This window comes from Streptomyces sp. NPDC044704 (assembly GCF_056433525.1).
The window spans coordinates 337250-360284 of sequence record NZ_JBWKGY010000006.1 but is presented as its reverse complement, the minus strand read 5'-3'; the positions used below and the strand labels follow the sequence as shown (position 1 = coordinate 360284).

The following is a 23035-nucleotide window of genomic DNA, read 5'->3' as shown; positions in this document are numbered from 1 at the left end:
CTTGTCCGCCGGCGTGTCCGTCGGACCGCTCGCCGATCAAGGTATCCGGCCGCCCTGCCAAGTCAGTTGGCGGGTTCCGTTCCCCGCAGCAGGGTCAGGAACGCCTGGAACGCGGCCGGCATGTCCACCGACTCGGGGGCGAGCAGCCACTGGTACTGGAGGCCGTCCATCACCGCCGTGAGCAGCGGGGCCGCCTGTTCCGGCGTCAGGCCCGAGGGCAGCCGCTCCCCGAACTCGGCGCGCAGCACCGCCGCCATCTCGCCGCGCACCTGCGCGTAGCGCTGCGTGAAGAACTCCCGCGCCGGGTGACCGTCCGTCACGCTCTCGCCCAGCAGCGCCGAGAAGGTCTGCACGATGCCGGGCCGCATGGCGTTGTACTCGACCAGGGAGGCCAGCAGGTCGAGGCGCCAGGCGCCGCCCGCGACGCGCGAGCCGCCCCCGGTGTCCCAGCGGTCGCGTTCCTCCAGCACCGCGACCAGCAGGGACTCCTTGGTGGGGAAGTAGTGCAGCAACCCCTGCTGGGTCAGGCCCACGCGCTCGGCGACCGCACCCAGGGCGGCCCCCCGGTAGCCCCGCTCCGCGATCACCTCGACCGCCGCGCGGACGATCTCGCCGCGCCGCTCCTCGCTCCTCGCCCTGGCCATCGCCGGCACTCCTTCCGTTCTCGCCCGCCAGCAGGACCGTACGGCATCCCAATGTCACGAATTCATCACGAACCCTACCGTTCGCCAGGCAACGGGTCCACGATGGGGCGACCGCACCGCACTCAGCGAGGAGTTACGGCCGTGACCGATGCCGCGCAGACCCGTGATCAGAGCCGAGACCAGACCCCCGACCGGGTCCGCGAGGACGCCGTCGAGGCGGCGCTCGGCAAGCTGGACCTCGATGCCAAGACCCGCCTCCTGGGCGGCCAGGACATGTGGTCCCTGCCCGCCCTCCCCGAGATCGGACTGCGGTCGCTGGTCATGTCCGACGGGCCCGTGGGCGTCCGGGGCGTCCGCTGGACGGCCGACGACCCGTCGATCGCCCTGCCCTCCCCGACGGCCCTCGCCGCGTCCTGGGACCCCGTCCTCGCCCGCCGGGCGGGCCGGCTCCTGGCCCAGGAGGCCCGCCGCAAGGGCGTCGACGTCCTCCTCGCGCCCACGGTCAACCTGCACCGCTCCCCGCTCGGCGGCCGCCACTTCGAGTGCTACTCCGAGGACCCGTACCTGACCGGCGAGATCGGCAGCGGCTACGTCAACGGGGTCCAGGACGGCGGGGTCGGCACCACCGTCAAGCACTTCGTCGGCAACGACGCGGAAACGGAACGCTTCACCGTCGACTGCGCGATCGCCCCGCGCCCGCTGCGCGAGCTGTACCTGGCGCCGTTCGAGGCCATCGTCGCCAACGCCCGCCCCTGGGGCGTCATGACCTCCTACAACCAGGTCAACGGCACCACGATGACCGAGAACGCCCACCTGGTGAACGAGGTCCTGCGCGCCGAGTGGGGCTTCGACGGCTACAACGTCTCCGACTGGATGGCCGCCCGCTCCACCACCGGCGACATCCTCGGCGGCCTCGACGTGGCCATGCCCGGCCCCACCACCGTCTACGGGCCCGCCCTCGCCGCGGCCGTCCGGGACGGGGAGGTCCCCGAGTCCGCCGTGGACGCCGCCGTGCGCAACGTCCTGCGCCTCGCGGCCCGCGTCGGCGCCCTGGAAGGCGCCCCGCCCGTGGTCACCGAGGTGCCGGACGCCGTCGACGGACAGGCCCTGGCCCGCGAGATCGCCGCCCGCGGCTTCGTCCTCGTACGCAACGAACGCGGCACGCTGCCGTTCGCCGCCGGCGACGGCCGCACCGTCGCCCTCCTCGGCGCCGCGGCCCGCGACGCCCGCGTCCTCGGCGGCGGCAGCGCCACCGTCTTCCCCGAGCGGGTCGTGTCCCCCCTCGACGGCCTCACCGCCGCCCTCCCGGAAGGGACCCTGACCTTCGCGGTCGGCGCCGATCCCAGCGAGGAACTCACCCCCGCCGACAAGGGCTTCGAGCTGCGCGCCGTCTGTCGCGACGCCTCCGGGGCCGTCCTCGGCGAGGGCAGCCTGCCGAGCGGCCAGGTCCAGTGGATCGGCGACGACCTGCCCGCGGGCGCCGCGTACGAGACGATGGCCACCATCGAGGTCACCGGTACCTTCACCCCGCGCGAGAGCGGCGAGCACGCCTTCGGCACCCGCGGACTCGGCGCCTTCGCCCTCACCGTCGACGGAACGCCCCTGTGGGAGGGCGTCCAGGAGATGGGCGACGAGGCCGACCCCTTCGAGGCCTTCTTCGGCGCCCCCAGCGAGCGCGCCCGTCTCCCCCTCGCCGAGGGCCGGCCCGTCGAGGTCTCGCTGACCTACCAGGTCCCCGACACCAGCACCCTCCCGCTCAAGGCGATCATGTTCTCGCTGCTCCACCTCGGCCCGCGCCGGGACGCCGACGAGCTGATCGCCGAGGCCGTGGAGGCCGCCCGGGCCGCCGACACGGCCGTCGTGGTCGTCGCCACCACCGAGCGGGTCGAGTCCGAGGGCTTCGACCGCAAGGACCTCACCCTGCCCGGCCGGCAGGACGACCTCGTGCGCGCCGTCGCCGCCGTCAACCCGAACACGGTCGTCGTCGTCAACGCCGGCTCGCCGGTGGAGCTCCCCTGGCGCGAGGAGGTCGCCGCCGTCCTGCTGACCTGGTTCCCCGGGCAGGAGGGCGGGGCCGCGCTGGCCGACGTGCTCCTCGGGGACGCCGAGCCCGGCGGGCGCCTGCCCACCACCTGGCCCGCCGCGTTCGCCGACGCGCCCGTCACCGAGGTGGTCCCCGCCGAAGGACGCCTGGAGTACGCCGAGGGGCTCCTCATCGGCTACCGCGCCTACGAGGCCCGCTCCGTCGTGCCCGCCTACCCCTTCGGGCACGGCCTCGGCTACACCGACTGGTCCTACGAGTCCCTGGAGGCCACCCCCGAGAGCGTCCGGGTCCGGATCACCAACACCGGCACCCGGCCCGGCCGGGAGGTCGTCCAGGTCTACCTGGCACCCGTCGCCGACACCGTGGAACGCCCCGCCGCCTGGCTGGCCGGCTTCGCGGGCGTCGAGGCCGGGCCGGGGGAGAGCGTCGAGGCCGAGATCACCCTGCCCGCCCGGGCCTTCCAGATCTGGGACGAGGAGACGGGCGCCTGGCGGCGGATCGGCGGCGGCTACGAGGTCCGCGCGGGCGGCTCGTACACCGACACCCGCCTGACGGCCGCGCTCGACCTGGCGTGAGCCGCCCCGGCCGGGGCAGGAGCGACCTGACGGCCGGACACGAACCGCCGCGCGACACGCCGGAAGGCCGAATGGCCTGAAATCGTCCCCGCAGCGGCCCCGGAACGGACCGGGGGCGGGCCCTGACACCCGCCTCCGGTCCTCCGCGTCAACGCGGCGGCTCGGCCGCCGTCACCTGGCGGTGCGCCAGCTCGGCCAGCCGCGCCTGCCCGTCCTTCCCCGGGTGGAACCAGTCCCAGCGGCTCAACTGATCCGCCGAGAAGGGGTACTGGAACACCGCGCCGCCGTCGTAACGGCACAGGGCGTCCTTCGCGCAGACCTCGCGCAGCGCCTCGTTGTACTCGACCACCCGCGCCCGCACCTGCTCCCGGCGGGCCGTCGCCCCCGCCGTGGCCGACAGCGGCTCGGCCAGCATGGACTGACAGATCCCCAGCTTCCAGATCTGCCGGACCATCGGACTGTCCTTGCCCTGCTCCCACAACCGCTGGAGGTCGGGCACCGAGGACACGTACACCTGGGAGGAGGGCGAAGCCGTCCGCAGTTCCTTCAGGGCCTTCTCGAACCCGTCGCGGAACTCCGCGACCGGAGTCATCGACGAAGCGGTGGGCCGGCAGGCGTCGTTCGAGCCCACCATCACCGTGACCAGGTCGGGCTTGTGCGCGGCGGCCGCCGTCAGCTGCACCGGCAGGTCCGCCATCCGCGAGCCGGTCACCGCGTAGTTCCAGCTGCGCGCGGGCACCTCCGCCTCGCCGAGCAGCCGCGCGGCGAGGGAGCGGACCGCGGGGTCGTTCCCGGTCGCCCAGGACACCTCGGGACAGTCCGCCAGCACCGAACAGGCGTCGAACCCGCGGGTGATGGAATCGCCGACGGCGGCGACCGACGCGGGCGCGGTGTTCCAGCGCGGCGCGGCCTGCGCCCCCCGCTCGCCCTCGGCCTCCGGAACGCCCTCGTCACAGCCGGTGACGAACGCGGCCAGGACGGCCACCGCCAGGCCCGCGCCCGCGAAGGCCCGGCGCGCGCTGCGGCGCGGAGCGGTGGTGCGCATGGGGTGGTCCCTCCCTCGTCGCCCCGCGTCCTTCCGGGGGCGTCCTGCTGAGTGAATGCTCTGTGTTTACCGGCCTCGGAGCGACCGTACGTCACACCATGACCCCTGGCGCACGGTAGCTTTTTCCCGTGGCGTTTCGGCCGCAAGTGCCGGTGCGCAATGTCAAATAATTTCCGTTACATTACATCACGTCACATACTGTCCGTTTTCTAGAGTTTATTCCCGACCTCGTCCCACACTGGAGGTCCCGGTGACGACACGTGGAGTTCTGTACGTGCATTCCGCGCCGCGCGCGCTCTGCCCGCACGTGGAATGGGCTGTTGCGGGCGTGCTCGGGGTGCGGGTGAACCTCGACTGGATCCGGCAGCCCGCCTCCCCCGGCACCTGGAGAGCCGAGTTCTCCTGGCAGGCCGAGGCGGGCACCGCCTCGAAACTCGCCTCCGCCCTGCGCGGCTGGCACCTGCTCCGCTTCGAAGTGACCGCCGAACCCTGCCCGACCGCCGAGGGCGAGCGCTACAGCTCCACGCCGGAACTCGGCATCTTCCACGCCGTCACCGGAATGCACGGGGACATCCTCATCCCCGAGGACCGGCTGCGCGCCGCCCTCGCCCGGTCCGCGCGCGGTGAGACCGACCTGGAAGCGGAGATCGCCAAGCTCCTCGGCAAGCCCTGGGACGACGAGCTGGAACCCTTCCGGTACGCCGGCGAGGGAGCCCCGGTCCGCTGGCTCCACCAGGTCGTCTAGGACCGGCGGCCCCCCCCGCACGCGAAGGGCCCCGCCCGGCAGCTGCCGGACGGGGCCCTTCACGTCGTACGGGGTCAGACGGTGCGGAACGCCAGGGTGACGTTGTGGCCGCCGAAACCGAAGGAGTTGTTGATCGCCGAGATCGGACCGTCGACGGGCAGCTTGCGCGGCTCGCCGCGCACGATGTCCGCGTCGATGTCGTCGTCCAGCTCGTCGACGTTGATGGTCGGCGGGGCGATCCGGTGGTACAGCGCCAGGACGGTCGCGACCGTCTCGATGCCGCCCGCGCCGCCCAGCAGGTGACCGGTCATCGACTTGGTCGCGGAGATCGCGATGTGGTCGAGGTCGTCGCCCAGGACCTTGCGCAGGGCCTTCAGCTCGGCCGTGTCGCCCTGCGGGGTCGACGTGGCGTGCGCGTTCAGGTGCACCAGCTCGGACGGGTCGAGGTTGGTGTTGTCGAGCAGGTTCTGCACCGCGGCCGCGACGCCGCGGCCCGTGGGCTCCGGCTGCGCGATGTGGTGGCTGTCCGCGGACAGGCCCTGGCCCAGCACCTCGCAGTAGACGCGGGCGCCGCGCGCGGCGGCGTGCTCGGCGGACTCCAGCACCACGACGCCTGCGCCCTCGCCGAGGACGAAGCCGTCACGGCCCTTGTCGTACGGGCGGGAGGCCTTGGTGGGGTTCTCGTTGTTCTTCGACATCGCCATCATGTTGGCGAACGCGGCGATCGGCAGCGGGTGGATCGCCGCCTCGGTGCCGCCCGCGACGACCACGTCGGCACGGCCGGTACGGATCATCTCGACGGCGTAACCGATGGCCTCGGCGCCCGAAGCGCACGCGCTGACCGGCGTGTGCACACCGGCGCGGGCGTTGACCTCCAGGCCCACGTTGGCCGACGGGCCGTTCGGCATGAGCATGGGGACGGTGTGCGGGGAGACCCGGCGCACGCCCTTTTCCTTCAGTACGTCGTACTGGTCGAGCAGGGTGGTGACGCCGCCGATGCCGGAGGCGATCACGGTGCCCAGGCGCTCGGGGACGATCGTTTCGTCCTCGCCCGCCGGAGCGGTGTAGCCGGCGTCGGCCCAGGCCTCACGGGCGGCGATGACGGCGAACTGCGCCGAGCGGTCGAGCTTGCGGGCCAGGGGGCGGGGGAGTACCTCGCTCGGGTCCACGGCGGCCTGCGCGGCGATACGGACCGGGAGTTCGGCGAAGCGCTCGCCCTCCAGGGGCGTGACTCCGGACCGGCCGGCGAGCAGGCCTTCCCAGGTCGAAGCGCTGTCGCCACCCAGCGGAGTGGTTGCGCCGATACCGGTGACGACCACGGTGCGATTGGTCGGGCTCACAGGAATTCTTTCTCCACGTCTCAGGGGGTGCTGAATTGTCACGGCGCCACCGCCAGGTGGCGACAAACGCTCGGCAGGCTTTAGGCCTGGTTGTTCAGGATGTACGAAGCGGCGTCGCCGACCGTCTTGAGGTTCTTGACGTCCTCGTCCGGGATCTTGACGTCGAAGCGCTCTTCGGCGGCGACGACGACCTCGACCATGGACAGGGAGTCGACGTCCAGGTCGTCGGTGAAGGACTTGTCGAGCTGGACGTCCTCCTGCGGGATGCCGGCGATCTCGTTGACGATCTCCGCGAGACCTTCGACGATCTCTTCCTGGGTGGCGGCCATGTGGCGCTCCTTCTCTAGCTGAATGGGTTGAGCAGGACCGGAACGGATTCCGGTCCTAGGGGAGGGTAACGACCGTCGCGGCGTAGACGAGTCCCGCCCCGAAGCCGATGACGAGCGCGGTGTCGCCGCTCTTCGCCGCTCCGGTCGCCAGGAGCCGCTCCATAGCGAGCGGGATCGAGGCGGCCGACGTGTTGCCGGTGGTTTCCACGTCACGGGCGACCGTGACGTGCTCCGGCAGCTTCAGAGTCTTCACCATCGAGTCGATGATCCGCATGTTCGCCTGGTGCGGAATGAAGACGTCCAGGTCTTCGGCGCTGATCCCGGCGGCGTCGAGCGCCTGCTGGGCCACCTTCGCCATCTCGAAGACGGCCCAGCGGAAGACCGCCTGACCCTCCTGCGTGATGGCCGGGAACTTCTCCCCGCTGTCCTTGCCGAGGTACTCGTCCCACGGCACGGTCTGCTTGATGGTCTCGGACTTGTCGCCCTCCGAACCCCACACCGTGGGGCCGATGGCCGGCTCGTCCGAGGGGCCCACGACCACGGCACCCGCACCGTCGCCGAACAGGAAGGCCGTCGCGCGGTCCTCCAGGTCGGTCAGGTCCGAAAGCCGCTCGACACCGATGACGAGGACGTACTGCGCCGACCCCTCGACCACCATGCCCTTGGCGAGGGTCAGGCCGTAGCCGAAACCGGCACAGCCCGCGGAGATGTCGAACGCGGCCGGCTTCACCGCGCCGATCCGGTGCGCGATCTCCGTCGCCACGGCCGGAGTCTGCTTGAAGTGCGAGACCGTCGAGACGATCACGGCACCGATCTGCTCCGGAGAGATCCCGGCATCGGCCAGCGCCTTGCCGGAGGCCTCCACCGACATCTGGGCGACCGTCTCGTGCGGTCCGGCCCAGTGCCGCGTCGCGATGCCGGAACGGGAGCGGATCCACTCGTCGGACGAGTCGATCGTCTCCAGGATGACCTCGTTGGGCACCACACGGGTCGGGCGGTAGCCGCCGACGCCGAGGATGCGGGCGTACGGGGAGCCCTTGGCCGGCTTGATCTTGGACATGCTGTGTGGGCTCCTTCTCTCAGGCCGCGTGCCCGGCGAGGAGCTCCGCGGCCTTGTCGAGATCGTCCGGGGTCTTCAGGGCCACGCTCGGCACGCCCTTCAGCGCGCGCTTGGCCAGACCCGTCAGCGTGCCGCCGGGGCACAGTTCGACGATCCCGGAGACGCCCAGCGAACCGAACGTCTCCATGCACAGGTCCCAGCGGACCGGGTTCGCCACCTGGCCGACCAGACGGGCGACGACGTCGGCGCCCGATTCGACGACGAGGCCGTCCTTGTTCGACACGTACTTCAGCGTCGGATCGGCAGGGGTGAGGGCCTGGGCGGCCTTCGCCAGCTCGGCCACCGCGGGGGCCATGTGGTGCGTGTGGAAGGCGCCCGCGACCTTGAGGGCGACGACCTTGATGGAGCCTTCGGGCTTCTCCGCCACCAGAGCGGCGATCTGCTCGGCGGTGCCGGCGGCCACGATCTGGCCCGCACCGTTGATGTTGGCCGGGGTCAGACCCAGCTTTTCCAGGTGGGCGACCACCACGTCCTGGTCACCGCCGAGGACGGCGGCCATGCCGGTCTCCGTGACGGCGGCGGCCTCGGCCATGCCCAGACCACGGGTACGGACGAACGACAGCGCGTCCGCGTCGGACAGTACGCCCGCGTACGCGGCGGCGGTGATCTCACCGACACTGTGGCCCGCCACGGCACCGAAGGCCGCGGGGGAACCGAGGGCGGAAGCGGACAGCAGACCCGCTGCCACCAGCAGCGGCTGTGCCACGGCCGTGTCGCGGATCTCGTCCGCGTCGGCCTTCGTGCCGTAGTGGGCAAGGTCGAGCCCGATGGCGTCGGACCAGCCGGCGACGCGGTCAGCGGCACCGGGCAGTTCGAGCCAGGGAGTCAGGAAGCCGGGCGTCTGAGCGCCTTGGCCTGGAGCGACGAGTACGAGCACCCTCACACTCTCTCTTGTGGATGGTCTCCGCCGCCCGTGGGGACAGGGACGAAGAACCGTCGGGGTAATTGTTGATGTCCGACAAAAGTCTAGGACTGCGGATCTCCGTCGGCCAGACGCCCCAGGATCAGGGCGATTCGCAGCGTGAACGCCGAACGAACATCGGAGGGTGACCATCCGGTGACGTCGGTCACACGTCGGAGCCGGTAGCGCACCGTGTTGGGGTGCACGAACAGCATCCTGGCGGCCCCCTCCAGGCTGCTCGCCTGCTCCAGGTAGACGCTGAGCGTCTCCAGCAGTGCCGACCCCGCCTCCTCCAGCGGTCTGTAGATCTCCTCCACCAACTGCTCCCTGGCCGAGGGATCGGAGGCGATCGCGCGCTCGGGCAGGAGATCGTCCGCCAGCACCGGGCGGGGGGCATCCTGCCAGGCCGTGCAGGCCTTCAGGCCGGCGGCCGCGGCCTGGGCCGACTTCGTCGCGTTCAGCAGGTCGGAGACCACCGGACCGGCCACCACCGGACCGGCCGCGAACGGCCCGATCAGCGACTTCGCCACCTGCATCGGGTTGTCGCTGCCGCCCGCGATCACCACGAGGCGGTCGCCCAGCACCCCGGTCAGGACCTGGAGCTTGTGGTGGCGGGCCGCCCGGCGGATCGCCTCGACGGTCAGCTCGCTGTCCCCGTCCGGCGCGGTGCCCAGTACGACGCACACGTGCTCCGGCGAGTTCCAGCCGAGCGCGGCGGCCCGCGACAGGGCCCCCTCGTCGGCCTCGCCCGACAGCACCGCGTTCACGACGAGGGACTCCAGGCGGGCGTCCCACGCCCCGCGCGCCTCGGCGGCCTGCGCGTACACCTGGGCGGTCGCGAAGGCGATCTCCCGGGCGTACACCAGCAGCGCCTCGCGCAGGATCGACTCGTCGCCGGGGGCCGCCACCTCGTTGATCGCGGTCTCCATGACCTCGATCGTCGTCCGCACCATCTCGACGGTCTGGCGCAGGGTGATCGCCCGGGTCAGCTCGCGCGGAGCCGTCCCGAAGACGTCGGTGGAGATCGCCTGGGGGGTCTCGGGGTGCCGGAACCACTCCGTGAACGCGGCGATGCCGGCCTGGGCGACCAGACCGATCCACGACCGGTTCTCCGGGGGCATCGCCCTGTACCACGGCAGGGTCTCGTCCATGCGCGCGATGGCGTTGGCGGCGAGCCGGCCGGAAGACTTCTCCAGCCGGCGCAGCGTCGCGGCGTGCGGGTGGGCCGGATGCGCGGGACGGGTCTCGGGGGACTGCTCACGTTCGGGTTGGGGCACGGGACAAGACTGCCTTATCGGCGCCCCGGCGCGGACTCCGGTCTCGGGCCCCGTCCCGTGCCGGGGGCTACGGTGGCCTCCATGATTGATGTACGCCGCGCCGCAGACCGGTACGCGGGAGGGGATCCGGGTGCCGGGATCACCACCCGGCACGCCTTCTCCTTCGGGTCCTTCTACGATCCGGACAACATCCGCTTCGGCCCGGTGCTGGCCTGCAACGAGGAGAGGCTCGCGCCCGGTGCGGGCTTCGACGAGCACCCCCACTCCAACACCGAGATCGTCACCTGGGTGGTCGAGGGCGAGCTCACGCACCGGGACGGCGTCTCCACCCGTTCGGGGCTGGTGCGGCCCGGTGACGTCCAGCGGCTCGGCGCCGGTTCCGGGGCGCGGCACGTGGAGCGCAACGACGGAGCCGTCCCGCTGCGGTTCGTACAGACGTGGCTCGCGCCGCTCGCCGGCGGCGGGGAGCCCTCGTACGACGTGGTCCGCGGCCTCGCCGACGGCACCCCGTACGAGGTCCCGGCGGCCGGCGCGGTGCTGCACGTGCGGCGTCCGGGCGCGGGCGAACGGATCCCCGTACCGGACGCCGACCGGGTCTACCTGCACGTGGTCCGCGGGGACCTGCGGCTCGACGGGGAGGAGCTGGGCCCCGGGGACTCGGCGCGGATCACGGCCGAGAAGGGCCTGGAGATCACCGCCGGTTCCCCGGGGGAACTGCTGATCTGGGAACTGCCGCTCTGACCGGCTAGTGCCGGAGCTCCGCGAGGACCGCGTCGGTGAAGGGGGTCCAGGCCTCCGCCGCCCACGGGCCGAAGGCGCGGTCCGTCAGTGCGACGCACGCCGCGCGGGCGTCCGGGTCCACCCACAGGAAGGTGCCGGACTGGCCGAAGTGCCCGAAGGTGCGCGGCGAGGAGGTCAGGCCCGTCCAGTGCGGGGACTTGCCGTCGCGGATCTCCAGGCCGAGGCCCCAGTCGTTCGGCGACTGGTGTCCGTAGCCGGGCAGGACGCCCTTGAGGCCCGGGTGGACCACCGAGGTGGCGTCGGCGACCGTCCGCACGTCCAGCAGCCGGGGCGCCTGGAGCTCGGCGGCGAAGCGCACCAGGTCGGTGACGGTGGAGACGCCGTCCTTCGCGGGCGAGCCCTCCAGCGCGGAGGAGGTCATGCCCAGCGGCTCGAACACCGCCTGGTGCAGGTACTCGGCGAAGGGGATCCCGGTGGCCTTGGCGACGTGGTCGCCCAGCACCTCGAACCCGGCGTTGGAGTACAGCCGGCGCTGCCCGGCCGGACCCATGACGCGGTGCTCGTCGAAGGCCAGCCCGCTGGTGTGCGCGAGGAGGTGACGGACCGTCGACCCCTCGGGCCCGGCCGGCTCGTCCAGTTCGACCGCGCCTTCCTCGTACGCGACGAGGACGGCGTACGCGGTGAGCGGCTTGGTGACCGAGGCCAGCGGGAACCGGTGGCCGAGGGGCCCGTGCGAGCCGGCCAGACTCCCGTCGGCGCGCACGACGGCCGCCGCGGCCGTCGGTACCGGCCAGCTCTCGATGATCCGCAGGCTTTCCATGCCGTTGCCGGCCTCCATGCTCTCCATGCGGCCGAGCCTACTTGCTTGGAGTGCACTCCAAGGTTTTAGCGTGGGGCCATGAGCCTGACGCAGACGCGGTACACGATCAGCGAGGTCGAGGCCCGGACCGGCCTGACCCAGCACACGCTGCGCTGGTACGAGCGGATCGGCCTGATGCCGCACGTGGACCGCTCCCACTCGGGGCAGCGCCGGTTCAGCGACAGGGACCTCGACTGGCTGTCCTTCGTGGGCAAGCTGCGCGCCACCGGCATGTCGGTGGCGGACATGGTCCGGTACGCCGAACTGGTCCGCGAGGGCGAGCACACCGTCGAGCAGCGCCGTGAGCTGCTGGAACGCACCCGTACCGAGGTGCGGGCCCGGATCACGGAACTGACGGACGCCCTCGGCGTACTGGACTTCAAGATCGGAATGTACGAGATGCGCACGGCCGGAAAGGCACGGACATGACGGAGCACGGAAGCACCATCGAGCGGACCGGGCTGGGCAAGGGCGGACCGGTGGTCGGCGTCCAGGGCCTCGGCTGCATGGGCATGAGCGAGTTCTACGGGGACACCGACGAGGCGGCGGCGCGCGCGACGCTGGACGCGGCGCTGGAGGCCGGGGTCACCCTCTTCGACACGGCGGACGTGTACGGGCGCGGCGCGAACGAGGAGTTCCTCGCGCCCTTCGTCGCCGCCCACCGGGACGCGATCACCCTCGCCACGAAGTTCGGCATCGAGCGCACCGACGACCCCCACTACCGGGGCGTCCGCAACGACCGGGCGTACGTCCGCCGGGCCGTCGAGGACAGCCTGCGGCGGCTCGGGACGGACGTGATCGACCTCTACTACATGCACCGCCGGGACCCGGACGTGCCGTTCGCCGAGTCGGTGGGCGCCATGGCCGAACTGGTGGAGGAGGGGAAGGTGCGGCACCTGGGGCTGAGCGAGGTCACGGGGGCCGAGCTGCGCGAGGCGTACGCGGTGCACCCGATCGCGGCGCTCCAGTCGGAGTGGTCGCTGTTCAGCCGGGACGTGGAGCGCAGCGCGGTGGGCGCGGCGGCGGAGCTCGGGGTGGCCTTCGTGCCGTACTCCCCGCTGGGGCGCGGCTTCCTGACGGGCTCCTTCGCGGACGCGTCGGCGGAGCTGTCGGCCGGGGACTACCGGCAGTTCCAGCCGCGGTTCACCGGGGACAACGCCCGGACGAACGCGGAGCTACTGGCTCCGGTCCGGGAGATCGCGGCCGCGCACGGGGTCACGGCGGCGCAGGTCGCGCTGGCGTGGGTGCAGCAGCGGGCGTCGGTCCACGGCCTGACGGTGGTCCCGATCCCCGGCACCCGCCGGCCGGCCCGGGTCGCGGAGAACACGGCGGCGACCCGGATCACCCTGACGGACGGGGAACTGGCCCTGCTGGAGCCGATCGCGGCGGGCGTGGCGGGCGACCGCTACCCGGACATGAGCTCCACGTCGGCCGCCCGCGAAGCCTGACGGCCCCGGCTCGCGGCGCCGCTCTCCGGCTCGCGGCGCCGGTCCCCGGTTCGCGGCCCCGGTCCCCGGCTCGCGGCCCCGGTTCGCGGCCTCAGTCCTCGGAGAACCGTGCGCGGAGCGCCGAGTACTCGGCGTCCGTGAGGAGGCCCGCGCCGTGCAGTTCCGTGAGGTGCCGCAGCCGGTCGTCCTCGGCGGGGCGGGCGGGCGGGACGGAGGCGACGGGGGTGCGGGCGCGCAGGGCCGCGAGGACGGCCGCGGCGAAGGGCAGCGATTCGTGGACGGCCCCGTAGCCGACGCCGAAGACGGCGGCGGCGAGGTCGTGGTCGGGGCGGGCGTCGGTGGCGGTGTCGCGGGGGAGGAGCCGCAGGTGGCCGCCGCCCGGGCGGTCGGGTGAGGTCCACTCGACGCCGGTGAGGGAGGTCAGCGGGTAGCGCTGGTCGCCGGCCTTCCACTTGGTGCTGGTGGCGCCGGTGCGGGACCACTGGAACGCCACGGTGGTGCCGTCGAAGCCGACGCGGGCGTCGTAGGCCTTGAGCTGGAGGGGCGCTCCGGGGACCTCGACGAGGAAGCGGTCGGCGGGTTCGGTCGCGGCGTCCGGGTCGAGCCGTTCGCGCAGGGACCGCGCGAAGGCGTCGGCGTCGGCCGCCCGGTCGCGGGGGAGCACGAGGCGGTAGGGATCGCAGGCGTCCTTGAGCTGCCCGGCGGCCGCTTCCACGAGCGGGTCGGCGCCGGGCCGTGGTTCTGCGCGCAGGATCACCGTGTCCCTCCGGCCTGCGGTCACGTTCGCCCCGGTCAGCGCTTCGAGGGGGATCCGGCGCGGCCCCAGCGCGTGCCAGAGCCGTGGAGTTCGCATCCCCCGTGCGAAGCGGATGAGCACCGAGTCCGAGTCGAACTCCCAGACGGCATGATTTCCGGCCAGTACGTCACCCATGCGGCACATCGTAGAGGGACGCGGCCCCGTGCGTCTTCCTCGTCGCCGGGTCGGGTTCTCGCGGGGTTCTGCCGGTGCCGGGCGGGCCCGGCCGACGTCGGTCCCCGTCAGTCACCCTCCGTGCCGGAAATTTCGCGGCGGCAGTCGTCGGTGTCTCCCACACAGGTGACGGAACCGAACGCGCCGGTTCCGATCCGCGCGAAGTTGTCGAGCGAGGCGGTGCCTGGCTCGAAATAGCCGGTGTGGCTCTTCGCGCCGACGGAGGACAGCAGCCGCGCGCCGAACTCCGGCGACACCGGGTCCGCCCCGTGCCCGAGCCCGCCGAGCTCCAGGTGCGGTACGTCCTCGATCCAGTCGCCCTCGTCCCGCGTCGCCCACACCCGGGCGCCGGTCTCCAGCTCGGCGACGTTGCCGGCGCGCATGCCGGGGCTGCCGGCGACCACCACGTCCGTCACCCGGCGGGGCAGCCCGTGCGCGGCGACCCCGCACACCACGGACCCGTAGCTGTGGCAGAACAGGGCCACGCTGGCGTCCCCGGGCAGGGCCGCCGACAGCGAGCGCAGGCGGGCCGCGCCCTGGACGGCGAGGCGGCCGGTGGCGGCGTCCACGCCGACCCCCGTGGGCGCCGTGTACCCGGCCCAGGCGATGACGGCGGTGTCGGTACGGGGCGCCGCCGCGCGCTCGGCCTCGTACAGGGACTGCGCCATGCCCGCGGGGGCGGTGAGGCGGCGCTGCGTGCGCTCGAAGGTGACGGCGTCGGTGTCCACGCCGGGCACGATCACCGAGATCCGGCGGGCCCGGTCGAGGTCGCCGAAGACCTCGGCGACGAGGCCGTTGCCGGTGGGGTCGAAGACGAGGATCTGCCGGGCCGGGTCCGCGAGGGAGGCGAAGCGGTGGGCGCGCCGGGTGGCCGTGCCGCGGTCGGCCGGGCTGAGGGCGACGTCGCGGGCGCGTTCCTGCTCCAGGCGTTCGGCCTGGTGCAGGGAGGTGCGGTTGGCCTCGTAGCGGAGCTGGGCGGGGACCCCGTCGAGGTTGCCGACGACGAGCGGGTAGCCGCTGGTGAGCCGGGCCCGCTGGGCACCGTCCAGGCTCTCGAAGAAGCGGGCCACCGTCCGTACGGGTGCGTCGGCGGGCGGCAGCGCCCGGCCGTCGATCCGGGCCACGGCCCACGCCGCGAGCGCGGCGGCCCGCGGCGGGGTCCCGGCCTCGGGGCGGTGCACGGCGGTCCAGCCGGTGGTGGCCAGCATGACGAAGACGACCGCGAGCGCGAGCAGGGTGCGCAGGGCGGCGGGGCGCGTGGGTGCGCCGGCGGCGGAGGGGGCGGGGCCGGACAGTTTCACTGGAGTCAGACTAAAAGACCGCCGGAGCCCCTGGCGCGTCAGGTGACGGGGGTCACGGCCGACCGTGGGACCGGGACCGCCGGTCGCTCACGCTCCGTCAGCCGTGCCGCGGGGGAGGTGATCTTCCGGCCGCAAGGGTCAGTCGTGGTCCGCGGTGGCGGTGCGGCGCCAGTCCCGGGCGAGGGCGGGGCCGATCCGGTCGAGGTGGGCCGCGGTCATCCGCCGGATCGCGTCCACGCTGGTGTCCTCGCCCTGCCCCCAGAGCCGCCCGGTGACGCGCATCACGCCGCAGAACGCGGCGACGGCCACCCGGGGCCGGGGGTCGGCGTCCACGTCCAGGCCCTCGCGGGCGGCGATCAGCCGGGCGATCTCCTCCTCCAGCACGGCCGAGCGCCGCAGGTGCACGGCGAGCAGGGCCGGGGTGGACTCGATCAGCCGGTAACTGCGCATGTACAGGTCGACGGGGACCACCCCGGAGACGGCCTCCTCGATGGTGTCCCAGGTGGCGAGGACCGCGCGGCGCATCGCGGTGAGGGGGTCCTCCTCGGCGGGCCGGGCCCGCAGCGCGGCGACGAAGTGCGGCTCGACGAGGTCCTGGACCGCGAAGGCGACCTCTTCCTTGTTCGCGAAGTACCGGAAGAAGGTGCGCTGCGAGACGTCCACCGCGTCGGTGATCTCGTCGACCGTGGTCCGCTCGTAGCCCCGGGAGACGAACAGCAGCAGCGCGGCGCGCAGCAGCGCGTCCCGGGTGCGCCGCTTCCTGCGTTCGCGTAGTCCGGCCGCCGGCGGGGCGGCCGGCGCCGGCCGCGGATCGGTCATCACCGCGGGGTCCTTTCTGACGCTGAGTGAGCGGTCAGGGTACCCGTGACCGGACGGACGGCCGGCGCCCCGTTGAGCCGTTGGTGAACCCGGGGGCCGGTGACACGTTCGGGGACAAGCTCGGGGACGGGGGGAGCCGGCGTGGCCGCCGCCGCACGCCCCCGCGCCGCCCCGTCAGGCGGTCCGGCGCCGTCAACCCCGGGCGCACGAAAGCCGCGCCGGACGGTTCCGGCGGGGCTGTCGCCTATCCGGGTGGACCCGCCGACAGCCCCTTCCGTACCGGCGTCCGTGCAGGTCAGCGTGGTGTCGACGGAGCCCTCGGAACCGGTCCGGGGCTCCCGCGTCCACCAAGGAGATGACCTGTCATGCGTACGTGGAACAGCACCGCACGCGTCACCGCGCTCGCCGCCGCCGTCCTGGCCGCCACCGCACTCGTCCCGGGCACGGCAGCCCGCGCACACGCCGCCGGTCCGCCGCCCTGGTCGTCCTGCGCCACGGGACAGCTGTGCCTGTGGGCCAAGGCGGACTTCAAGGGGACCCGGCAGAGCCACGAACTCAGCACCCTGGACATCAACAGCTGCACGGCGCTGCCCGCCGGCACCACCGCCCAGTCCCTCGTCAACCGCACCGGCCGCCCCGTGACCACCTACCAGTCGGCCGAATGCGCGGAGACCGGCGAGTTCCAGACCTACCCGGGCGACGGCGTCCTCCTGCCCCAGTCCCCCTACCAGGTGAGGGCCTTCAAGGTCTGGGACCGTTAGGCCGCGCCCACGGCGTCCTCCGGCGCCCGGGTCGGCGGTACGCCGCTCCCCGCGCCGGGGGCCACCGGGCCCAGCCGGGCCACCTCGGCGCGCAGCGCCCGCACCTCCTCCTGGAGCTCGCGGACTGCCGCCAGCTGCAGCCGCTCCACCTGGTCGTCGCGTTCGAAGCGGGCGATGAACCAGGCGGCGATGTTGGCGGTCACCACACCGAGCAGGGCGATCCCCGACAGCATCAGCCCGACGGCCAGGACCCGGCCGAGCCCGGTGGTCGGGGAGTGGTCGCCGTAGCCGACCGTCGTCATGGTGGTGAAGGACCACCACACCGCGTCGCCCAGGTTCTTGATGTTCCCCTCGGGAGCGTCCCGCTCCACGCTCAGCACCGCCAGGGAACCGAACATCAGCAGGCCGACGACCGCGCCCGCGACGTACGTCGTCAGCTGGACCTGCGGGGCCATCCGCGCCCGCCGGCCCACCAGCATCAGGGTCGACACCAGCCGCAGCAGCCGCAACGGCTGGATCAGCGGCAGCAGCACCGCCGCCAGGTCCAGCCAGTGCGTCCGTACGAAGGCCTTCCGGGCCGGCGACAGGCCCAGCCGCACCAGGTAGTCGGCGGCGAAGGCCCCCCACACCACCCACTCGGTGACCGTGCACGCCCGCTGCACCCGCGCGTGCGCGTCCGGCACCACGATCGGAACGGCGTAGGCGACGGCGAAGGCCACGGCGAGGACGAGCAGCGGGGTCTGGCTCCGCCGCTCCCACAGCAGCTGGCGGGAGGGTTCCTTCATGCCGAGCATCGTAGGGAACGCGTAAAGCGGCGGGGGGGGGGGCGGGGGGGCCCCCCCCCCCCCCCGCCCGGCCCCCCGCCCCCCCCGCCCGGGGGGGGGGGGCCGGGGCGCGGCCCCCCGGGCGGTGGGGCCGCCGCCCCCCCCCCCGCCGGGGCGGGGGGTGGTTTCGCCCTGCGCCAGGTTGTTTTCGCGGGGGGGTGGGGGGGGGGCCCGGGGGGGCCCCCGGGGGCCCCCCCCGCCGCTCGCACCACCGGCCGTCAGGCGTCGCCGCCCGCGGCGCCCGGGTCCGCGGCCGTCACGTCCAGGAGCTGGTAGCGGTCGATCGCCTGCTTCAGCAACGAACGGTCGATCTTGTTCTGCTTGGCCAGCTCGGTCAGCACCGCCAGCACCACCGACTGCGCGTCGATGTGGAAGAAGCGCCGCGCCGCACCACGGGTGTCCGCGAAGCCGAATCCGTCCGCACCCAGCGAGGTGTACGCGCCCGGCACCCACCGCGCGATCTGGTCCGGGACCGAACGCATCCAGTCCGAGACCGCCACGAACGGCCCGTCCGCACCCGACAGCTTCCGCGTCACGTACGGGACGCGCTGCTCCTCCTCCGGGTGGAGCAGGTTGTGCTCCTCCACCTCGACGGCCTCGCGGCGCAGCTCGTTCCAGGAGGTCGCCGACCAGACGTCCGCCTTCACGTCCCACTCCGCGGCCAGGATCCGCTGGGCCTCCAGGGCCCACGGCACCGCCACGCCCGAGGCCATGATCTGCGCCCCGATGGTGCCCGCGGAGCCCTGCGACACGCGGTGGATGCCCTTGAGGATCCCGTCGGCGTCCACGTCCGCCGGCTCGGCCGGGTGCTGGATCGGCTCGTTGTAGACGGTCAGGTAGTAGAAGACGTCCTCCGCGTCGGGACCGTACATGCGCCGCAGGCCGTCCTGGACGATGTGTGCGATCTCGTAGCCGTAGGCCGGGTCGTACGCCACGCAGCCCGGGTTCGTCGAGGCCAGCAGCTGGGAGTGACCGTCGGCGTGCTGGAGACCCTCACCCGTCAGGGTGGTCCGGCCGGCGGTCGCGCCGAGGACGAAACCGCGCGCCAGCTGGTCGGCCATCTGCCAGAACTGGTCACCGGTGCGCTGGAAACCGAACATCGAGTAGAAGACGTAGACCGGGATCAGCGGCTCGCCGTGCGTCGCGTACGCCGAACCCGCGGCGATCAGCGAGGCCGTGCAGCCGGCCTCCGAGATGCCGTCGTGCAGCATCTGGCCGGTCGGGGACTCCTTGTACGCGAGGAGCAGGTCGCGGTCGACCGCCTCGTACTGCTGCCCCAGCGGGTTGTAGATCTTGGCGCTCGGGAAGAACGCGTCCATGCCGAAGGTGCGGTACTCGTCGGGCGCGATCAGCACGAAGCGCTTGCCGATCTCCTTGTCCCGCATCAGGTCCTTCAGGATGCGGACGAAGGCCATCGTCGTCGCGATGGACTGCTGGCCCGAGCCCTTCTTCGCGGCCGCGTAGGTCTTCTCCTCCGGCAGCTGGAGGGGCTTGGCGCGCACCACGCGCGTCGGCACGTAACCGCCGTGCGCGCTGCGCTGGTCGTGCATGTACTGGATCTCGGGGGAGTTGCGGCCCGGGTGGTAGTACGGCGGCGCGCCGCTCTCCAGCTGGGCGTCCGTGATCGGGATGTGCAGCCGGTCGCGGAAGCGCTTGAGGTCGTCGACCGTCAGCTTCTTCATCTGGTGGGTCGCGTTGCGGCCCTCGAAGTTCGGGCCGAGCGTCCAGCCCTTGACCGTCTGCGCCAGGATCACCGTCGGCTGGCCCTTGTGGGCCTTGGCCGCCGCGTAGGCCGCGTAGACCTTCTTGTGGTCGTGACCGCCGCGGCCCAGGTGCTGGATCTGGTAGTCGGTCATGTTCTCGACCATCGCGCGCAGCCGCTGGTCGCCGCCGAAGAAGTGCTCGCGGATGTACGCGCCGGACTCCGTGGCGTACGTCTGGAACTGGCCGTCCGGCGTCGAGTTCATCTTGTTGACCAGGATGCCGTCGCGGTCCTGGGCCAGCAGCGGGTCCCAGGAGCGGTCCCAGATCAGCTTGATGACGTTCCAGCCGGCCCCGCGGAACTGCGACTCCAGCTCCTGGATGATCTTGCCGTTGCCGCGCACCGGGCCGTCGAGCCGCTGGAGGTTGCAGTTGACGACGAAGGTCAGGTTGTCCAGGCCCTCGCGGGCGGCGATCGACAGCTGGCCCAGCGACTCCGGCTCGTCCATCTCGCCGTCGCCCAGGTACGCCCAGACGTGGGACTTGGAGGTGTCCGCGATCCCGCGCGCCTCCATGTACCGGTTCATCCGGGCCTGGTAGATCGCACCCAGCGGGCCGAGGCCCATCGAGACGGTCGGGAACTCCCAGAAGTCCGGCATCAGCCGCGGGTGCGGGTAGCTGGACAGGCCGTACGGGGCCTTCGACTTCTCCTGCCGGAACGCGTCGAGCTGCTGCTCGGAGAGCCGGTCCAGGAGGTAGGCGCGCGCGTAGATGCCGGGGGAGGCGTGCCCCTGGAAGAAGATCTGGTCCCCGCCGTCGCCCTCGTCCTTGCCCCGGAAGAAGTGGTTGAAGCCCACGTCGTAGAGGGAGGCGGAGGAGGCGAAGGTGGCGATGTGGCCGCCGACGCCGATCCCGGGACGCTGGGCGCGCGAGACCATCACGGCCGCGTTCCACCGGGTGGCGTTCAGGACCTTGCGCTCGATCTCCTCGTTGCCGGGGAAGAACGGCTCGTCCTTGGTGGCGATGGTGTTGACGTAGTCCGAGCTGCGCATCTCCGGCACGGCCACGCGCTTCTCGCGGGCCCGCTCGATCAGCCGCAGCATCAGGTACCGGGCACGCTCACGGCCCCGCTCGTCGACTGCGGCGTCCAGGGAGTCGAGCCACTCCTGCGTCTCCTCCGGATCGAAGTCCGGGACCTGACTCGGCAGGCCGCCAATGATGATCGGATTGCGATCGGATGCGGAAGCCACGCTGTTCCTTCGCTGTCGGGGGAGTCGTGCCTTGGGTCGCCGCCTCCCATGGTCTTACGCTCGGCCGAAATCTTCACCTCTACCACTGGGTAACACCTGGAGCGGCGAAGGAGCGGAGGAGCGGGTAGGGCCAAATCGCAACCTTACGCCCCGGTCGATCACCCGGTTCGTAAGGCCGTTCGTCCCTCAAACAGGTAGGAAAGTCCTCATGCGATGCCGAATGAGCTGGAATGGTGTGGGATGAATCACCAGGGGCGTGAACGGGAAGCCTGAAAGTTGCGGCGAGACGGCCGCAATCGTCACCGTTTCGACGGTCTCGGCGGCCGGGTACTTGCGCGATCCGCCGCGCCCGTGTGGACTACGCCCAATGCTGCGCGTACGCGCGCCGCCGAAAGACATTCACCGAACATGAGCAGGAGGCACCCCGTGAGCGCGACCGCGGACCACGCGGAGAGCCCGGTCACCCGACTTGGCTTCCAGTCCGAACAGGTGGTCCAGGAGATCGGCTACGACGACGACGTCGATCAGGATTTCCGTGACGCCGTCGAGAAGCACGTCAGCGAACTCGTCGACGAGGATTACGACGACGAGGTCGACGCCGTGATCCTCTGGTTCCGGGAAGAGGACGGTGACCTGACCGATGCGCTGGTCGATGCCATCGAACTGGTCGATGAGAACTCCGTCGTCCTGCTGCTGACCCCCAAGACGGGCCGTGACGGCTTCGTGCAGGCCAGCGACATCAGCGAGGCAGTCGAGACCGCCGGCCTCTCCCAGGCCAAGCCCGTCAAGGTGGGCGACGACTGGACCGCCGTCAAGCTGACGACCCCGAAGGCCGCCGCCAAGAAGCGCTGAGCCGAACCCCGCAGTCAAGCGGACGCGCCCCGCCGACCCGGATCACCCGAGGTCGGCGGGGCGCGGTCGTTCGGGCACCCGGCGGCACCCCGGGCCCGGCCGGACGGGGCGCGACCGCGCCCGCTCCGATCGGCCGGACACCCCCTAGGCTGGGCCCCGGGACCGGCGGGCTCACCCGAACGGTCCAACGCGCACGTGCAGGAATGCAGAACGAAGGGATGAGAGAGATGGCCATCGAGGTCGGCGACAAGGCTCCGGACTTCGAGCTCAAGGACAATCACGGCGCCACCGTGCGGCTCTCCGACTTCCGGGGGGAGAAGGCCGTGGTGCTGCTCTTCTACCCGTTCGCCTTCACCGGCGTCTGCACCGGCGAACTCTGCGAGCTGCGCGACCAGCTGCCCCGGTTCCAGAACGACGAGGTGCAGCTCCTCGCCGTGTCGAACGACTCGGTGCCGACCCTGCGCGTCTTCGGCGAGCAGGAGAACCTCGACTACCCCCTGCTGTCGGACTTCTGGCCGCACGGGGAGACCTCCCGCGCCTACGGGGTCTTCGACGAGGACAAGGGCTGTGCGGTCCGCGGCACCTTCATCATCGACAAGGACGGCGTCGTGCGGTGGACTGTCGTCAACGGACTGCCCGACGCCCGTGACCTGAACGAGTACATCAAGGCCCTCGACAGCCTCTGAGGCCTCCGCAGGTCTCTGCTGCCCTCGCGGGCAGATTCCGTACCAAAACCGTGTACGAACGGGAACCCGTCACTAGGATCGGAACGTTGATCCGGTAGCAACCGCACGACGGGGCCCCGCCCCAGACACATACCCAATGGAGGACCCGTGGGAGTCAGCCTCAGCAAGGGCGGCAACGTCTCGCTGACCAAGGCCGCGCCTAACCTGACGGCGGTCATCGTCGGTCTGGGCTGGGACGCTCGCACCACCACCGGTGTCGACTTCGACCTCGACGCCAGCGCGATCCTGACCAACGACCAGGGCAAGGTCGCCAACGACTCGAACTTCGTGTTCTTCAACAACCTGAAGAGCCCGGACGGTTCGGTCGAGCACACCGGTGACAACACCACCGGTGAGGGCGAGGGCGACGACGAGGCGATCAAGGTCAACCTGGCCGGCGTCCCCGCCGATGTCGCGAAGATCGTCTTCCCCGTCTCGATCTACGAGGCCGAGGGCCGTCAGCAGAGCTTCGGCCAGGTCCGCAACGCGTACATCCGCGTCGTGAACCAGGCGGACAACACCGAGCTCGCCCGCTACGACCTCTCCGAGGACGCCTCGACCGAGACCGCCATGGTCTTCGGCGAGCTGTACCGCAACGGCGCGGAGTGGAAGTTCCGCGCCATCGGCCAGGGCTACGCCTCGGGCCTGCGCGGCATCGCGCAGGACTTCGGCGTCAACGTCTGAGCCGACAGCAGTCCGTCCGTCCGGCGCCGTGCACTGTGTGTACGGCGCCGGACCGGCTTTGCCACCACATCACGTCGTCC

General features: G+C 72.1%; 22 protein-coding genes. 9 read left to right on the top strand and 13 right to left on the bottom strand.

Annotation, left to right across the window (positions count from 1 at the left end; all coding sequences use genetic code 11):
- Positions 1 to 62 precede the first annotated feature (62 nt).
- On the bottom strand, positions 63 to 644 hold the full coding sequence (locus AC07B0_RS18410; protein WP_356880492.1) for a TetR/AcrR family transcriptional regulator: 582 nt from the start codon (positions 642 to 644) through the stop codon (positions 63 to 65).
- Positions 645 to 746: 102 nt separating this feature from the next.
- Here AC07B0_RS18410 and AC07B0_RS18405 point away from each other — a divergent pair, with 102 nt between their 5' ends.
- Positions 747 to 3263, top strand: a complete 2517-nt coding sequence (locus tag AC07B0_RS18405) for a beta-glucosidase (protein ID WP_478898609.1) — start codon at positions 747 to 749, stop codon at positions 3261 to 3263.
- Positions 3264 to 3411: 148 nt separating this feature from the next.
- Here AC07B0_RS18405 and AC07B0_RS18400 read toward each other — a convergent pair whose 3' ends face one another.
- Complete coding sequence (locus AC07B0_RS18400) at positions 3412 to 4308, bottom strand: SGNH/GDSL hydrolase family protein (RefSeq protein ID WP_356880488.1); 897 nt, start codon at positions 4306 to 4308, stop codon at positions 3412 to 3414.
- A 250-nt stretch (positions 4309 to 4558) separates the two neighbouring features.
- On the opposite strand from AC07B0_RS18400, the gene AC07B0_RS18395 reads away from it, so the two are divergent.
- On the top strand, positions 4559 to 5053 hold the full coding sequence (locus AC07B0_RS18395; RefSeq protein ID WP_030160508.1) for a DUF3145 domain-containing protein: 495 nt from the start codon (positions 4559 to 4561) through the stop codon (positions 5051 to 5053).
- Positions 5054 to 5127: 74 nt separating this feature from the next.
- Here AC07B0_RS18395 and fabF read toward each other — a convergent pair whose 3' ends face one another.
- The 5 genes from fabF to AC07B0_RS18370 form a co-directional block, all read right to left on the bottom strand.
- The gene (gene fabF, locus AC07B0_RS18390; RefSeq protein WP_356880486.1) at positions 5128 to 6393 is read right to left on the bottom strand and encodes a beta-ketoacyl-ACP synthase II; all 1266 of its coding nucleotides are present in this window, start codon (positions 6391 to 6393) and stop codon (positions 5128 to 5130) included.
- Positions 6394 to 6473: 80 nt separating this feature from the next.
- Positions 6474 to 6722 carry an acyl carrier protein gene (locus tag AC07B0_RS18385; protein ID WP_356880484.1) on the bottom strand — a complete coding sequence of 83 codons (249 nt, stop codon included), beginning with the start codon at positions 6720 to 6722 and terminating at the stop codon, positions 6474 to 6476.
- 55 nt (positions 6723 to 6777) lie between these two features.
- Positions 6778 to 7782, bottom strand: a complete 1005-nt coding sequence (locus AC07B0_RS18380) for a beta-ketoacyl-ACP synthase 3 (protein ID WP_478898590.1) — start codon at positions 7780 to 7782, stop codon at positions 6778 to 6780.
- A 19-nt stretch (positions 7783 to 7801) separates the two neighbouring features.
- Positions 7802 to 8719, bottom strand: coding sequence for an ACP S-malonyltransferase (locus AC07B0_RS18375; RefSeq protein WP_356880480.1), 918 nt, complete (start codon positions 8717 to 8719; stop codon positions 7802 to 7804).
- 89 nt (positions 8720 to 8808) lie between these two features.
- Positions 8809 to 10020, bottom strand: coding sequence for a PucR family transcriptional regulator (locus tag AC07B0_RS18370; RefSeq protein ID WP_356880478.1), 1212 nt, complete (start codon positions 10018 to 10020; stop codon positions 8809 to 8811).
- Between the two features lie 81 nt (positions 10021 to 10101).
- On the opposite strand from AC07B0_RS18370, the gene AC07B0_RS18365 reads away from it, so the two are divergent.
- Positions 10102 to 10761 carry a pirin family protein gene (locus AC07B0_RS18365; RefSeq protein WP_356880476.1) on the top strand — a complete coding sequence of 220 codons (660 nt, stop codon included), beginning with the start codon at positions 10102 to 10104 and terminating at the stop codon, positions 10759 to 10761.
- Positions 10762 to 10765: 4 nt separating this feature from the next.
- Here AC07B0_RS18365 and AC07B0_RS18360 read toward each other — a convergent pair whose 3' ends face one another.
- Entirely contained in the window at positions 10766 to 11581 is an 816-nt protein-coding gene (locus AC07B0_RS18360) for a serine hydrolase domain-containing protein (RefSeq protein WP_478898608.1), read from the bottom strand.
- 78 nt (positions 11582 to 11659) lie between these two features.
- Here AC07B0_RS18360 and AC07B0_RS18355 point away from each other — a divergent pair, with 78 nt between their 5' ends.
- Both AC07B0_RS18355 and AC07B0_RS18350 read left to right on the top strand, forming a co-directional pair.
- A complete protein-coding gene (locus tag AC07B0_RS18355) occupies positions 11660 to 12049 on the top strand; it encodes a MerR family transcriptional regulator (protein WP_356880474.1) in 390 nt (129 codons plus the stop codon).
- Positions 12046 to 13068 carry an aldo/keto reductase gene (locus AC07B0_RS18350; RefSeq protein ID WP_467290761.1) on the top strand — a complete coding sequence of 341 codons (1023 nt, stop codon included), beginning with the start codon at positions 12046 to 12048 and terminating at the stop codon, positions 13066 to 13068. The genes AC07B0_RS18355 and AC07B0_RS18350 overlap by 4 nt, the downstream gene beginning before the upstream one ends.
- Positions 13069 to 13159: 91 nt before the next feature.
- Here the strand turns inward: AC07B0_RS18350 and AC07B0_RS18345 are convergent, their stop codons facing one another.
- The 3 genes from AC07B0_RS18345 to AC07B0_RS18335 form a co-directional block, all read right to left on the bottom strand.
- On the bottom strand, positions 13160 to 14008 hold the full coding sequence (locus AC07B0_RS18345; protein ID WP_356880470.1) for a DUF4429 domain-containing protein: 849 nt from the start codon (positions 14006 to 14008) through the stop codon (positions 13160 to 13162).
- A 98-nt stretch (positions 14009 to 14106) separates the two neighbouring features.
- Positions 14107 to 15246: an alpha/beta hydrolase gene (locus AC07B0_RS18340; protein ID WP_469380902.1), complete on the bottom strand. Its 1140-nt coding sequence runs from the start codon at positions 15244 to 15246 to the stop codon at positions 14107 to 14109.
- A 231-nt stretch (positions 15247 to 15477) separates the two neighbouring features.
- Positions 15478 to 16158 (bottom strand): TetR family transcriptional regulator, encoded by a 681-nt coding sequence (locus AC07B0_RS18335; protein ID WP_478898589.1) that lies wholly within the window; start codon positions 16156 to 16158, stop codon positions 15478 to 15480.
- 365 nt (positions 16159 to 16523) lie between these two features.
- Between AC07B0_RS18335 and AC07B0_RS18330 the strand changes: the two genes are divergently transcribed.
- Positions 16524 to 16919 (top strand): peptidase inhibitor family I36 protein, encoded by a 396-nt coding sequence (locus tag AC07B0_RS18330; protein ID WP_356880466.1) that lies wholly within the window; start codon positions 16524 to 16526, stop codon positions 16917 to 16919.
- Here AC07B0_RS18330 and AC07B0_RS18325 read toward each other — a convergent pair.
- Together AC07B0_RS18325 and aceE are read right to left on the bottom strand one after the other, a co-directional pair.
- Positions 16916 to 17704, bottom strand: a complete 789-nt coding sequence (locus AC07B0_RS18325) for a potassium channel family protein (protein ID WP_469380896.1) — start codon at positions 17702 to 17704, stop codon at positions 16916 to 16918. The two genes, AC07B0_RS18330 and AC07B0_RS18325, sit on opposite strands and share 4 nt — an antisense overlap.
- Positions 17705 to 17961: 257 nt before the next feature.
- A complete protein-coding gene (gene aceE, locus AC07B0_RS18320; protein ID WP_469384640.1) occupies positions 17962 to 20694 on the bottom strand; it encodes a pyruvate dehydrogenase (acetyl-transferring), homodimeric type in 2733 nt (910 codons plus the stop codon).
- 426 nt (positions 20695 to 21120) lie between these two features.
- On the opposite strand from aceE, the gene AC07B0_RS18315 reads away from it, so the two are divergent.
- The 3 genes from AC07B0_RS18315 to AC07B0_RS18305 all read left to right on the top strand — a co-directional run bounded on the left by AC07B0_RS18315 (position 21121) and on the right by AC07B0_RS18305 (position 22955).
- On the top strand, positions 21121 to 21546 hold the full coding sequence (locus tag AC07B0_RS18315) for a DUF3052 domain-containing protein (protein WP_281206266.1): 426 nt from the start codon (positions 21121 to 21123) through the stop codon (positions 21544 to 21546).
- Positions 21547 to 21773: 227 nt separating this feature from the next.
- Positions 21774 to 22232 carry a peroxiredoxin gene (locus tag AC07B0_RS18310; RefSeq protein ID WP_356880524.1) on the top strand — a complete coding sequence of 153 codons (459 nt, stop codon included), beginning with the start codon at positions 21774 to 21776 and terminating at the stop codon, positions 22230 to 22232.
- Between the two features lie 147 nt (positions 22233 to 22379).
- A complete protein-coding gene (locus tag AC07B0_RS18305) occupies positions 22380 to 22955 on the top strand; it encodes a TerD family protein (RefSeq protein ID WP_356880460.1) in 576 nt (191 codons plus the stop codon).
- Positions 22956 to 23035 lie beyond the last annotated feature (80 nt).

Excerpts from the sequence above, each read along its gene's own strand:
- AC07B0_RS18410 (WP_356880492.1), bottom strand. The coding sequence starts at position 644 with ATGGCCAGGGCGAGGAGCGAGGAGCGGCGCGGCGAGATCGTCCGCGCG.
- AC07B0_RS18405 (WP_478898609.1), top strand. The coding sequence starts at position 747 with ATGGGGCGACCGCACCGCACTCAGCGAGGAGTTACGGCCGTGACCGAT.
- AC07B0_RS18400 (WP_356880488.1), bottom strand. The coding sequence starts at position 4,308 with ATGCGCACCACCGCTCCGCGCCGCAGCGCGCGCCGGGCCTTCGCGGGC.
- AC07B0_RS18385 (WP_356880484.1), bottom strand. The coding sequence starts at position 6,722 with ATGGCCGCCACCCAGGAAGAGATCGTCGAAGGTCTCGCGGAGATCGTC.
- AC07B0_RS18380 (WP_478898590.1), bottom strand. The coding sequence starts at position 7,782 with ATGTCCAAGATCAAGCCGGCCAAGGGCTCCCCGTACGCCCGCATCCTC.
- AC07B0_RS18365 (WP_356880476.1), top strand. The coding sequence starts at position 10,102 with ATGATTGATGTACGCCGCGCCGCAGACCGGTACGCGGGAGGGGATCCG.
- AC07B0_RS18360 (WP_478898608.1), bottom strand. The coding sequence starts at position 11,581 with ATGGAAAGCCTGCGGATCATCGAGAGCTGGCCGGTACCGACGGCCGCG.
- AC07B0_RS18355 (WP_356880474.1), top strand. The coding sequence starts at position 11,660 with ATGAGCCTGACGCAGACGCGGTACACGATCAGCGAGGTCGAGGCCCGG.
- AC07B0_RS18350 (WP_467290761.1), top strand. The coding sequence starts at position 12,046 with ATGACGGAGCACGGAAGCACCATCGAGCGGACCGGGCTGGGCAAGGGC.
- AC07B0_RS18345 (WP_356880470.1), bottom strand. The coding sequence starts at position 14,008 with ATGTGCCGCATGGGTGACGTACTGGCCGGAAATCATGCCGTCTGGGAG.
- AC07B0_RS18340 (WP_469380902.1), bottom strand. The coding sequence starts at position 15,246 with ATGCTGGCCACCACCGGCTGGACCGCCGTGCACCGCCCCGAGGCCGGG.
- AC07B0_RS18335 (WP_478898589.1), bottom strand. The coding sequence starts at position 16,158 with ATGACCGATCCGCGGCCGGCGCCGGCCGCCCCGCCGGCGGCCGGACTA.
- AC07B0_RS18330 (WP_356880466.1), top strand. The coding sequence starts at position 16,524 with ATGCGTACGTGGAACAGCACCGCACGCGTCACCGCGCTCGCCGCCGCC.
- AC07B0_RS18325 (WP_469380896.1), bottom strand. The coding sequence starts at position 17,704 with ATGAAGGAACCCTCCCGCCAGCTGCTGTGGGAGCGGCGGAGCCAGACC.
- AC07B0_RS18310 (WP_356880524.1), top strand. The coding sequence starts at position 21,774 with ATGGCCATCGAGGTCGGCGACAAGGCTCCGGACTTCGAGCTCAAGGAC.